Raw genomic sequence first — 10,852 nt, forward strand, 5'->3', positions numbered from 1 at the left:
ACGTCTCCCTGGCGTCAGCGCCCCCGCGGCATCGCGGCGAATCGGCGAGGGCCGGGGGATCCTGCCCCAGGCCGCGGCCGATGTCGCGATGGAACCCCGGCCCGGTCAGTGATCGGCCGCCGGGACTGTGCCCGCGCCGCCGCCGGTCGCGAGCTTGCGACGGGCATCGGCCTGACCGCTCGTGGCACCGAAGTAGCTGGCCGAGTCGCCGAGCTGCACCGACGGCTGGCAGCCCGGCGTGCACGACAGGGATTCCCGGTCGAGACCGCGCTGCACCGTGATCGTCGAGTCCCGCGACGCCTCGACCCGGATGGTCGTCTCGGCGATCATGGCACCGCCGTTGTCGAGGGCGATCAGGTTGGTGGAGCCGAAGCTCTTGCCGGTGAGCACGAGGACGCCGTTCTTCTGCGGCGTCACCTCGGCGATGATCGGGTTCCCGACGATGACGGTCGACGTCTTCTCCGGCAGGCGGAGCACCTTGGCGTTGTCGACGAGAACGGTCACGACGGGCAGCAGATCGGGCTGGCCGGCCGCGGCCGCGGCGCCCGTCAGCAGGACGACGAGGCCGGCGCGGCCCGCGATCGACAGGGTGCGACGCATCGGGGTTCCTCAAGACGGCGGGCGGTCGAAGAGAGCCTACCCGAGGCCCGAGGCTAGCGCGGAACCCGTGAAGGAAGCGCTAAGCAAGACCAAGTCGCGGCACTGTGCCGTATCGGTGAAACCCAACCTTCACCAAACTCGCAGCGAGACAGCCTTTTAGGTCGGTGCGGGATCGATTTAACCGATTTTCAAGGCGTAATCGGCAGTCTGTGCAGGCCGCCGATCGAGACCTGAAAATTCTTCATCGGGCATCGCGCAAGTTTTATCTCGCTCTGTGTTGATCGAAGGATCACCCTCTATGAAGACCCTGTTCACGCGTTTTGCTTCGGACGAGTCCGGCGCCACCGCGATCGAGTACGGCATGATCGCGGCCCTCATCGCCGTGGCCATCATCACCGCCCTGAAGACGGTCGGCACCAGCCTGACCAGCAAGTTCAGCCAGATCTCCGGCAACCTGAACTGATCGAGACCCGTCCGATCTGCGGCAGGTTCGAGACATCCCGCCTCTCCTCGCAACCCGGAGAGAGGCGGGGGTTCCCGGCCTGCCGGGATCGCCGTTGTTCGCGGCGGCGCTCGCCGCCCGGCACATCCGAGGTCCGGACCGGCCGGCACTCCGCCGGGGCGGACCGTATTGTGTGACGCGACAGGCTGCGACGAGATGGGCGCCGAGATGGTCGGTTCAGCGACGGCAAGTCTGGGACTGGCGGGTCTGGGCCCGGCCGGTTTCGGTCTCCTGATCCTGTTTCCCTTCCTGATGGCCTACGCGGCCGCCAGCGACCTGCTCACCATGCTGATCCCGAACCGGATCTCCCTCGCCCTCGTGGCCGGGTTCGCGCTGCTGGCCCTGACGAGCTCGATGAGCTGGACCGAGATCGGCTTCCACTGCGCCGCCGGTGCGGTCGTCCTGCTCGTCACGTTCACGCTGTTCGCCTTCGGCGTCATCGGCGGCGGCGACGCGAAGCTCGCGGCTGCCACGGCCCTGTGGCTCGGCTTCGACGGCCTCGGCGACTACCTCCTTGTGGCCTCGGTGTTCGGCGGCGCCCTGACCCTGGCGATCCTGTTCGCGCGGACGCATCCGCTGCCGGGCCGGATCGCGCGCATGCCGTTCGCCCTGCACCTGCACGACGCCAAGACCGGGATCCCGTACGGGATCGCCCTGGCCGCCGCCGCGCTCCTCGTCCTCCCCGAGACCGACGTCTGGACACGGGCCCTCGCCAGCTGAGGTCGCCGCGGCGATTCAGAGACGCGGGATCTGGAGCCCCGGGCCCGGCCCAGCTAGAAGTCGCGCATGCCCCTCGCGCTGCTGCGTCGCCCCGATCCCGATCATCTTGAGGTCCAGCACGAGGGGGCCAGCCTCCGCATCGCCCTCCGTCGGCGGCCGACCGCGCGCCGCATCACGCTCCGCGTGTCGGCCGCCACCGGCGAGGCCGTGATCACCCTGCCGAGCCGCACCGCCATCAACACGGCGCAGCGCTTCGCGGCGAGCCACGCGGAGTGGATCGCCGCGCGCCTGGCACGCGTGCCGACCCGCGTGCTCTTCGAGCTCGGAGCCAGCCTGCCGCTCCGCGGTGAGCCCCACCGGATCAGCCAGCGCGGCACCCGGAGCGGTCCCGTCCGCATCGAGTCCGTCGAGGGGGAGGCGGTGCTGTCGGTGTCGTGCGACGCCGCCCACGTGGCGCGCCGGGTCCGCGACTTCCTGGCCCGCGAGGCCAAGCGCGACCTGACCGAAGCGATCGAGCGCTACGCGGCGCGGCTCGGGCAGCGGCCGGTCCGGGTCACGCTGCGCGATACCCGCAGTCGCTGGGGATCCTGCACGGCCCGCGGCGAGCTGAACTTCTCGTGGCGCCTGATCCTCGCGCCGCCGATGGTGCTCGACTATCTGGTCGCCCACGAGATGGCGCATCTGCGCGAGATGAACCACTCTCCGCGCTTCTGGGCGCTGGTGCAGGCGCTCTGCCCGAACACCGACGCTGCCGAAGCGTGGCTCAAGCGCCACGGCACCGGCCTGCATCGCTACGGCTGAGCCGACCTCAGCCCCGCCTCAGCCCCGCCTCAGCCCTTGACGCGGAGCACCCGCTGGCGCGCCACGGCATCCGCCGGCCAGCTCGGGCGGGGATCGACCTGCCCGGGGCTGAGGGTGCGCGGCGCGACGCTGTCGCAGATCTCCCGCTGGCGGATGATCACCGGGTTGCCGAACTCGTCCCGGCGGCGGACCAGGCCGCCGTCCCTGCAGTAGCCGGCGATGGCCGCCTGACCGTTGCGGCGGCCGTACGGGTTCGCCGCCACGGGCGGATGCTCGATCACCAGCGTGTCCGAGTGGTTCAGCGAGCGTTCGATGTAGGTGGTCTCTCCGACCGGCAGGGACTGGGCTCCCGCCTGCGCGAGGGTGGCCACCAAGCAGGCGGCCGAGAGAGTGAGCGGGCGCATCACGGCGTCAAAATCCGGCGCTGGAGGAGTGTTCGAACACAATCTAGGCCGCTGAAACCGTTACGGGTAGCGCCGACGCGCAACACCGCGCCCGCATCGCTTGACAGCGCGGGGCGGACCATGGTCGGAACACGCCCGATTGTACGGCTCCCGCCGGTCCTCGGCCGGAGCGTTCCGAAGGGATCGGTGGTGCCGCTTCACGCGAGGCTCGTTCGTTTCCGGCGCGCCGCGCTGCCGGTTCTCCTCGCCCTCGTCGCGGCGGCACTGGCGCCCGCCGGGCCGGCCGCGGCTCAGGGCATGGTGCGCAAGACCTTCGACGATTGGCAGCTGCGCTGCGAGACGCCGGCCGGCGCGAAGGCCGAGCAGTGCGCCCTCGTCCAGTATCTCGCCGCCGAGGACAGGCCCAACCTGACCCTCGTGGTTATCGTCCTCAAGACCGCCGACAATCGCGGTTACCTGCTGCGGGTGGTGGCGCCGCTGGGCGTTCTCCTGCCGTCCGGACTCGGCCTGAAGATCGACCAGACGGATATCGGCCGCGCCGGCTTCGTCCGCTGCCTCACCACCGGGTGCGTGGCCGAGGTCGTGATGGATGACGGGCTGATCCGCCAGTTCAAGAACGGCACGCAGGCCACCTTCATCGTGTTCCAGACGCCCGAGGAAGGCGTCGGCATCCCGCTGTCGATGAAGGGCTTCGCGGCCGGGTTCGACAGCCTGAAATGACGGTGCGGTTCGGGAGCCGTGCGATGATCGGACATCGGAACAGGAGCCTCACGCGGTCCCCGGACATGGCCCGGCGCCGGACCGTCGCTCTCCGGCTCGGCGGCTTTGTGCTCGCCGCGTCGCTCGCCGCCCCGGCCCCGGGCCGGGCCGAGGAGGGCAACATCTTCTCCAACCTGTTCAAGTACGGCGGCACGACGGTCCCGCCGTCGCAGCCCGAAGCCCTCGACCCGGCCTATTGCCCGACGGTCGAGGTCGCCGAGGGCGGGGCCGCCTCGCGCGCGCTCGCGGGCGACACGGTGCGCACCCAGTTCTCCCTCGGCCGTCTCGCCCGCGAATGCACGCGGCGTCAGGACGGCTCGATCACCGTCAAGGTGGGCGCCGAGATCAACGTCCTGCTCGGGCCGGCGGGCGCGCCGGGCCGGTTCGATGTGCCGGTGACGTTCCAGATCCGCCACGACGGCAAGACCGTCTCGAGCCGCACCGAGCGGGCCAGCGTGATCGTCGGGCCCGGAGAGGCGCAGGGCTTCGCCACGGTCGTGGCCGACGAGCTGCAGGTTCCGGCCGCCATGACAGCCGATTACGACATCGCGGTGGGTGTCGGGACCGGCAAGGGTGCGGGCGGCAAGCCCGCCGCGAAGCCGCGCCGCCGCAAACCGGCTGTCGCCGCGGCGCCACCCGGCGGAGGCGACGCTGCCCAGTGATGCCGCGGCGCGTCTCGGCGATCCGACCCCGCTGATTGCCCGGACCGGCCGCGACAGGCTCTGGCTCGGCCGGAAGACCCGGTTCCGGCTGGAATCCACGGACGATCCCGTCTTCGATCGCCGCCTCGTGCTCCCGGACCATTCCGCCGGCTGGATCGTGCTGAGCTATGCCGGCGATCCGACGAATGCGCCCCGGCGCCCGATCCTCCGCGTCCTGCGAGGGCCTGACGAGACGGTCCAGGACTTCCTCCTGCCGGGAGCCGCGCAGGGGCTCGCCCACTGGCTCGGGCTGATCCCCTCCGATACCCGGGAGATCCGTCTCTCTGCCGGTGCGGACTTCGCCCTCGAGCGGGTCGGCGCCCGGCGCGAGGTCGAGGTGCTCGCGCAGTGCCTCCTGCGCCGGCCCTGGCGCTGCGTCTCCGCCCTCTACGAGCGCGCCCGCGGCTCGGAACGGCGCTACCGCGACATCCTGCGCGGCGCCTGCGCGGTGACCCCGATGGCCCGGTTCCCGGCCTGGGCCGCCGCCCGGACCCGGCCCGCCCGCGTCGCGCCCTCCGCCCTGCGGATCCGCTGCGTCGTTCTCGCGCGAGCCGAGGACGCGGCGGCGCTGTCGGCCACGCGCGACGCGCTGAACGCGCAGACGCACCGTCCCGAGTCGATCCAGGTCGCGTGGGCGGGGACGCCGCCCGCATCGGTCGACGGGCCGCTGTCGCATCGAACCTGGGATGGGGCTTCCGGCTTCGACGAACTTTCCGGCGAGGCGGACGCCCTGTGCCTGCTGCGCCCCGGCGACGTCCCGGAGCCGGAGGCCCTGGCGCTGCTGGCCCAGGCCCTGTCGGGAGCGGACATCGCCTACGGCGACGCGGTCGGCCCCGACGGTCGCCCGCAACTGAAGCCGGACTGGAGCCCGGACCTCGCCCTGGCGACCGGCTATCCCGGGTTTCCCCTGCTCCTGTCGCGGGCGTGGCTGGCCGCGGCCATGGCGCGCCCGGTCGGCCCGATGGCCGCGCTCGCGCCGGCCATCGCGATCGCGGCGATGAGCACCGCCGCGCGGGTGGCGCATGTCCCGCGGATCCTCGCCCGCACCGCCGGAGACGGTCTCGACCCGTCGGCCCGGGCCGCGGCCCTGGACGCGCACCGGTCCGGACAGCCGCTGTTCCGCGCCGGGATCCACGACGGTGCCGTTCGCCTCGCGTGGCCCCTGCCGGATCCGGTGCCGCTGGTGAGCGTCGTCATCCCGTCGCGCGACCGCCTCGACCTGATCACCCGCGTCTGCCGCGGGGTGCTCCACGAGACAGCCTACGCGGCGATCGAGCTGATCATCGTCGACAACGGCTCCACCGATCCAGCGGTGCTCGACCACTACGCGACCCTGCGCGGCGATCCGCGCGTCCGGATCCTCATGGACCCGCAGCCCTTCAACTTCGCCGCGATGGTCAACACCGGCGTCGCCGCGGCGTCCGGGACGATCGTCGTCCTGCTGAACAACGACGTCGCCGTGCTGGAGCCGAGCTGGCTCGAGGCCATGGTCCGGCAGGCGTGCCGGCCGGAGGTCGGCGCCGTCGGGGCGAAGCTTCTCTACGGCGACGGCACGCTGCAGCATGCCGGCGTCGTCGTCGGCCTCGGCGGCCGGGCCGGCCACATCCTGCGCCGCCGGCCCGGTGATACGCCGGGCCATCTCGGCCAGCTGCGGGTGGCGCACGAGGTCTCGGCGGTGACGGCCGCCTGCCTCGCCGTCGCGCGGGAGAAATATCTGGCGGTGGGCGGCTTCGACGCCGAGGCATTCCCGGTCGACTTCAACGACGTCGATTTCTGCCTCCGCCTCGGCGCCGCCGGCTGGAAGACGGTCTGGACGCCGGCCGCGACGCTGGCCCATCTCGAATCCGTCAGCCGAGGTCCGTCGGTCGGGGCCAAGCGCGCCCGCTTCGAGCAGGAGGCCGCCCGTTTCTCCGAGCGCTGGCGGGCCGTGATCCGGCACGATCCGTTCTACCACCCCGCCCTGTCGGTCACGACGTTCGGCGAGGATCTGGAATGACGCCGCGGTCGGACGACGCATCGGACGGCGCGTCGGGCCACGATGCCGCGACCTATCTCGGACCGTCGCGCCGCTCCTGGCGCGCGCTGGTGGGCGCGACGCGCCAACTCCTCGCGCATCCCCGGGCGGCGGCCGCGATCCTGCGCGCGCGCGTGACGGGTAAGCGCCTGCGCGCCCGGCAGGCGCTCGCCGCCCTGATCGGGATCGACCATCGGCTCACCCTGCCGCCCGGGATCCTCGACCGCTTCCCCCCCGCGCCGGCCGGTCCAGCAGACGCGATCCGCCTGATCGGCGACGGGGTCCTCGTCGCCGGTGCGCCCGGCCGGATCGCCGCCGCGTTCGCGCGCGAGCCCGACCTGCAGGCGCTGTACGGCGACGCCTTGGTGCAGGAGAGACCCGGCGGCGCGGTGCTGCCGCTTCTGCCGCCGGTCTTCGACGCCGACCGGCTCGCGGCCCTCGATTATCTCGGACCCGTGCTGGCCTGCCGACGCGGCGCCCTCGAGCCCGGCGACGATCCCGGCAGTCCCGCCGAGGCCGCGTTCCGCATCGCGGAGCGCTTCGGTCCCGGCGCCATCGGCCACCTGCCGGAGATCCTGTCGGTCCGGCGCGGCGCCTCGACCGCGACGCGGGGCGGCGAAACCGGGCGCGTCCCCCACCACGCGCTGGTGCGCGATCACCTCGACCGGACAGGGCGGGAGGGCGTTGGCGTGGCCGTCGGGCTCGACGGTCTCGTGCAGGTCGAGCATCCCCTGCCGGACGAGCGGCCCCTGGCGAGCCTCATCGTGCCGACCCGCGATCGCCTGGATCTCCTGCGCCCCTGCCTCGAGAGCCTGCGAGGCTGCACCGACTGGCCGTCGACCGAGATCATCGTCTGCGACAACGACAGTCGCGAGCCCGAGACGCTGGCCTACCTGCGGGCGCTGGAGGGGGAGGGGAGGGGGCACGTCGTGCCCTGGCCCGGGCCGTTCAACTTCGCCGCGATGAACAACGCCGCCGCGGCCCGCGCCCGCGGCAGGCTGCTGGTCTTCGTCAACAACGACGTCGAGGCCTTCCGGCCCGACTGGCTGTCCCGCATGGCCCGGGAGGCCCTCCGTCCCGACGTGGGGGCGGTCGGTGCCAAGCTCCTCGACGGCGAGGGCCGGATCCAGCACGGCGGCATCGTGCTCGGCACCGGAGGCCTCGTCACCCACGGGCACCGGCACTTTCCCGGCGATGCCCCCGGCTACCTCGGGGCCCTGCGCGTCACCCACACGGTGTCGGCGGTGACCGCCGCGTGCCTGGCCGTCGAGGCGGCGAAGTTCCGCGCGGTCGGCGGCTTCGACGAGGCGGTCTTCGCGGTCGACTTCAACGACGTCGATCTCTGCCTGCGCCTGAACGCGGCCGGCTACCGCACGCTCCTGGTCCCCGGGGCGGTCCTCCATCACCGCGAGGCGGCGAGCCGCCGCTGGACCCGAGAGGCCCGGGCCCGCCACGCGCGCGAGATCGCGGCGCTGAGAACGCGATGGGGGTCGCTGCTGGTGCAGGACCCCCATTATCACCCGGGCTTCGACCCGGAACTCTCGACCCACGCGCGGCTGCGCGCGGGGTTTCCCGAGGCCGGACCGGCGCCCCTGCGCCGGCCGGGCGCCTGACCGGGCCTACTGCACGAGGCGCGGGCCGCCGCCCTGGACCTTCTCGTTCTCCGACATGATGCCGAGCCGCTTGGCGACCTCGGTATAGGCCTCGATCAGGCCGCCGAGATCCTTGCGGAACCGGTCCTTGTCGAGCTTGTCGGAGGACTTGATGTCCCAGAGCCGGCAGGAATCCGGGGAGATCTCGTCGGCGACGACGATGCGCATCATGTCGCCTTCCCAGAGACGGCCGGTCTCCATCTTGAAATCGACCAGCCGGATGCCGACGCCGAGGAAGAGGCCCGACAGGAAATCGTTGACGCGGATCGCCAGCGCCATGATGTCGTCGATCTCCTGGGGCGTCGCCCAGCCGAAGGCGGTGATGTGCTCCTCGGAGACCATCGGATCGTTCAGCGCGTCGTTCTTGTAGTAGAACTCGATGATCGAGCGCGGCAGCTGCGTGCCTTCCTCCAGGCCGAGGCGCGTCGCCAGCGACCCGGCCGCGACGTTGCGCACCACGACCTCGAGGGGGATGATCTCGACTTCGCGGATCAGCTGCTCGCGCATGTTCAACCGGCGGATGAAGTGCGTCGGCACGCCGATGTCGTTGAGGTGCTGGAAGACGAACTCCGAGATCCGGTTGTTCAGCACACCCTTGCCGTCGATGACCTCGTGCTTCTTCGCGTTGAAGGCCGTCGCGTCGTCCTTGAAGTGCTGGATGAGCGTGCCGGGCTCCGGCCCCTCGTAGAGGACCTTCGCCTTGCCCTCGTAGATGCGACGGCGGCGATTCATAGGCGTGTACCGTGGTTTGAGGAAGTCCATGGGCCGAGGCTCCTGATGCGCGACGATGGGGAGGAATCCGCGGCGCGGCGACCGGACGCGAGGTCGGGCCGCCGGACGGCCTCTGCCCGAGGGCCCCGGCGACCGGCCGCCAAACTAGCGGAAGCGGGCTTCCAGCACAACGCGTTAGCCCGCAGGGCGGGATTGCGGAGGCCGGTCGGGACGTGCCCGGGACGACCTCCGCGACCCGTCGCGCGCGCGTCTCGCGGCCGTCGTGCGGTCGTCAATCGATCGTCTTGGACGGGTAGCGGCAGAGGTCGGCGATGAGGCAGCGCGGGCATTCGGGCTTGCGCGCCTTGCAGGTGTAGCGTCCGTGGAGAATCAGCCAGTGATGGGCGTGGAGTCGGTAGGCATCCGGCACGATCGCCTCGAGCCCGGCCTGGACCTTGTCGGTCGTCGCGCCGACGAAGAGCGGGATCCGGTTCGAGACCCTGAAAATGTGGGTGTCGACGGCGATCCGCGGAACCCCGAAGGCGATGTTGAGCACCACGCTCGCGGTCTTGGCACCGACCCCGGGCAGGACCTGCAGGGCCTCCAGGCTCGCCGGGACCGCGCCGCCGTGCGTTTCCACGAGGATGCGCGAGAGGGCGACGACGTTCTTCGCCTTGGTGTTGAACAGCCCGATCGTGCGCACGAAGTCGCGGACCCGGTCCTCGCCGAGCGCCAGCATCTTCTCGGGCGTGTCGGCAATCGCGAAGAGCGGGCCGGTGGCGAGGTTGACGCCGCGGTCGGTCGCCTGGGCCGACAGCACCACCGCGACGAGGAGCGTGAACGGATTGACGTAGTGGAGCTCACCCTTGGGCTCCGGCTCCGCCGCCTGGAAGCGGCGGAAGATCTCCGCGAGGGTCGCCGCGTCGACGGCCTCGGGAGCCGTGTCCACCTGCGCGGTGACGGCCGGCCCGATCGGACCCCCGAGCCGCGCGGAGACGGCGCTCTCGGATGCTCCCTTGGACGCCCGCCCGGACGCCTTCTTGGACGCCCCCTCGGGCTTGCTCCCGGAGCCGCCCTTGCCCCGCCGCGTCGGGGCTGTCCCGGATACCGTCTCGGACGCGGTCTCATGCGGTCCCGCGGCGCCGCGACCGGCGCGATCCGTCACGGGCGGGGGAGTCTTTCTGGCGGGCATCGGCGCGTTATATGGATCGCATGGCGAGCGGCAATCCTTCCGTCCACCCGTACGGGCTCGATCCGGACACGATCGACCGGCCCGTCTTCACCGCGACGATCCGGCCGCACCAGTCGTTGAGCCGTCGCGGCTTCCGGGTGGTCATGACCGGGTGCTGCGCGGTCTCGGTCGCCGTGTCGGTCTGGGCGTGGCGCATGGGCTTCTGGCCCGTGGCCGGCTTCTTCGGCCTCGACATGCTGGCGATCTACGCGGCGCTGAAGGTGAGCTTCCGGCGCGGGCGCTCCTTCGAGGAGGTGATGATCTCGCAGATCGAGATCCTGCTCGCCCGGGTCAGCCACCGCGGTGAGCGGCGGGAGTGGCGGTTCAATCCGCTCTGGACCAAGCTCGAGACGGTCGAGGACGACGAGTACGGCCTCCAGCGCCTGACCCTGGTCTCGCGCCGGCAGCAGGCGCTGGTCGCGCGCGACGCCGGGCCGGACGAGCGGGCGCGGATAGCCCATGGGCTCAGCGCGGCGCTCGCGCAGGTGAAGAAGGGATACTGACCTGACCTCGGACCTCTCTGGCCTCCTGAGAGGGCAGGGAGGCGGCGCGGCAGCGATCGCCCGGGCCGTGCGAAAAAACAGCCCGGAGATGGAACAGGGCTGTTGACGGGCAAATTCGAGGGCTCTATACCCCGGCTCATCGGCGCCGGCCGCGGAAGTGGACCGGGCGCTGAGCCATCTTCTGACAAGCGGCGGGATTGGCCGGCGGGATTGCCGGGCGGTCTTCTGTTTGCCTCTGATGAGCCTCGGGCGAC

The 10,852-nt window shown here is 71.7% G+C and carries 12 protein-coding genes; 8 read left to right on the top strand and 4 right to left on the bottom strand.

Annotated features, from left to right (window positions below; translation table 11 throughout):
- Positions 1-105: 105 nt before the first annotated feature.
- Entirely contained in the window at positions 106-600 is a 495-nt protein-coding gene (locus tag BLW78_RS28605) for a pilus assembly protein N-terminal domain-containing protein (protein WP_020092492.1), read from the bottom strand.
- A 298-nt stretch (positions 601-898) separates the two neighbouring features.
- On the opposite strand from BLW78_RS28605, the gene BLW78_RS28610 reads away from it, so the two are divergent.
- From BLW78_RS28610 to BLW78_RS28620, 3 genes are all read left to right on the top strand, one after another.
- Complete coding sequence (locus tag BLW78_RS28610) at positions 899-1,063, top strand: Flp family type IVb pilin (RefSeq protein WP_012320434.1); 165 nt, start codon at positions 899-901, stop codon at positions 1,061-1,063.
- 207 nt (positions 1,064-1,270) lie between these two features.
- A complete protein-coding gene (locus tag BLW78_RS28615) occupies positions 1,271-1,822 on the top strand; it encodes an A24 family peptidase (RefSeq protein ID WP_042669679.1) in 552 nt (183 codons plus the stop codon).
- A gap of 66 nt (positions 1,823-1,888) precedes the next feature.
- Entirely contained in the window at positions 1,889-2,623 is a 735-nt protein-coding gene (locus tag BLW78_RS28620; RefSeq protein ID WP_042669677.1) for a M48 family metallopeptidase, read from the top strand.
- A gap of 29 nt (positions 2,624-2,652) precedes the next feature.
- Here BLW78_RS28620 and BLW78_RS28625 read toward each other — a convergent pair whose 3' ends face one another.
- Entirely contained in the window at positions 2,653-3,027 is a 375-nt protein-coding gene (locus BLW78_RS28625; RefSeq protein ID WP_020092489.1) for a hypothetical protein, read from the bottom strand.
- Positions 3,028-3,258: 231 nt separating this feature from the next.
- On the opposite strand from BLW78_RS28625, the gene BLW78_RS28630 reads away from it, so the two are divergent.
- From BLW78_RS28630 to BLW78_RS28645, 4 genes are read left to right on the top strand one after another with little or no spacing between them, the layout of a single operon-like run.
- Positions 3,259-3,747, top strand: a complete 489-nt coding sequence (locus tag BLW78_RS28630) for an invasion associated locus B family protein (RefSeq protein ID WP_210383334.1) — start codon at positions 3,259-3,261, stop codon at positions 3,745-3,747.
- A 23-nt stretch (positions 3,748-3,770) separates the two neighbouring features.
- Positions 3,771-4,448, top strand: coding sequence for a hypothetical protein (locus BLW78_RS28635; RefSeq protein ID WP_244527097.1), 678 nt, complete (start codon positions 3,771-3,773; stop codon positions 4,446-4,448).
- Positions 4,360-6,483 carry a glycosyltransferase family 2 protein gene (locus BLW78_RS28640; RefSeq protein WP_244527098.1) on the top strand — a complete coding sequence of 708 codons (2,124 nt, stop codon included), beginning with the start codon at positions 4,360-4,362 and terminating at the stop codon, positions 6,481-6,483. Before BLW78_RS28635 ends, BLW78_RS28640 begins: the two co-directional genes overlap by 89 nt.
- Positions 6,480-8,114, top strand: a complete 1,635-nt coding sequence (locus BLW78_RS28645) for a glycosyltransferase (protein ID WP_091683561.1) — start codon at positions 6,480-6,482, stop codon at positions 8,112-8,114. The genes BLW78_RS28640 and BLW78_RS28645 overlap by 4 nt, the downstream gene beginning before the upstream one ends.
- Positions 8,115-8,120: 6 nt before the next feature.
- Here the strand turns inward: BLW78_RS28645 and purC are convergent, their stop codons facing one another.
- The gene (gene purC, locus BLW78_RS28650) at positions 8,121-8,915 is read right to left on the bottom strand and encodes a phosphoribosylaminoimidazolesuccinocarboxamide synthase (RefSeq protein WP_010684691.1); all 795 of its coding nucleotides are present in this window, start codon (positions 8,913-8,915) and stop codon (positions 8,121-8,123) included.
- Between the two features lie 241 nt (positions 8,916-9,156).
- On the bottom strand, positions 9,157-9,813 hold the full coding sequence (gene nth / locus BLW78_RS28655; protein ID WP_170855273.1) for an endonuclease III: 657 nt from the start codon (positions 9,811-9,813) through the stop codon (positions 9,157-9,159).
- A 263-nt stretch (positions 9,814-10,076) separates the two neighbouring features.
- On the opposite strand from nth, the gene BLW78_RS28660 reads away from it, so the two are divergent.
- Positions 10,077-10,598 (top strand): DUF2244 domain-containing protein, encoded by a 522-nt coding sequence (locus BLW78_RS28660; protein ID WP_091683563.1) that lies wholly within the window; start codon positions 10,077-10,079, stop codon positions 10,596-10,598.
- Positions 10,599-10,852: the final 254 nt, after the last annotated feature.

The sequence above is a fragment of the Methylobacterium sp. 275MFSha3.1 genome (genome assembly GCF_900108435.1).
In the GTDB taxonomy this organism is placed as follows: Bacteria; Pseudomonadota; Alphaproteobacteria; order Rhizobiales; family Beijerinckiaceae; genus Methylobacterium.

Excerpts from the sequence above, each read along its gene's own strand:
- BLW78_RS28605 (WP_020092492.1), bottom strand. The coding sequence starts at position 600 with ATGCGTCGCACCCTGTCGATCGCGGGCCGCGCCGGCCTCGTCGTCCTG.
- BLW78_RS28610 (WP_012320434.1), top strand. The coding sequence starts at position 899 with ATGAAGACCCTGTTCACGCGTTTTGCTTCGGACGAGTCCGGCGCCACC.
- BLW78_RS28615 (WP_042669679.1), top strand. The coding sequence starts at position 1,271 with ATGGTCGGTTCAGCGACGGCAAGTCTGGGACTGGCGGGTCTGGGCCCG.
- BLW78_RS28620 (WP_042669677.1), top strand. The coding sequence starts at position 1,889 with ATGCCCCTCGCGCTGCTGCGTCGCCCCGATCCCGATCATCTTGAGGTC.
- BLW78_RS28625 (WP_020092489.1), bottom strand. The coding sequence starts at position 3,027 with ATGCGCCCGCTCACTCTCTCGGCCGCCTGCTTGGTGGCCACCCTCGCG.
- BLW78_RS28635 (WP_244527097.1), top strand. The coding sequence starts at position 3,771 with ATGATCGGACATCGGAACAGGAGCCTCACGCGGTCCCCGGACATGGCC.
- BLW78_RS28645 (WP_091683561.1), top strand. The coding sequence starts at position 6,480 with ATGACGCCGCGGTCGGACGACGCATCGGACGGCGCGTCGGGCCACGAT.
- purC (WP_010684691.1), bottom strand. The coding sequence starts at position 8,915 with ATGGACTTCCTCAAACCACGGTACACGCCTATGAATCGCCGCCGTCGC.
- BLW78_RS28660 (WP_091683563.1), top strand. The coding sequence starts at position 10,077 with ATGGCGAGCGGCAATCCTTCCGTCCACCCGTACGGGCTCGATCCGGAC.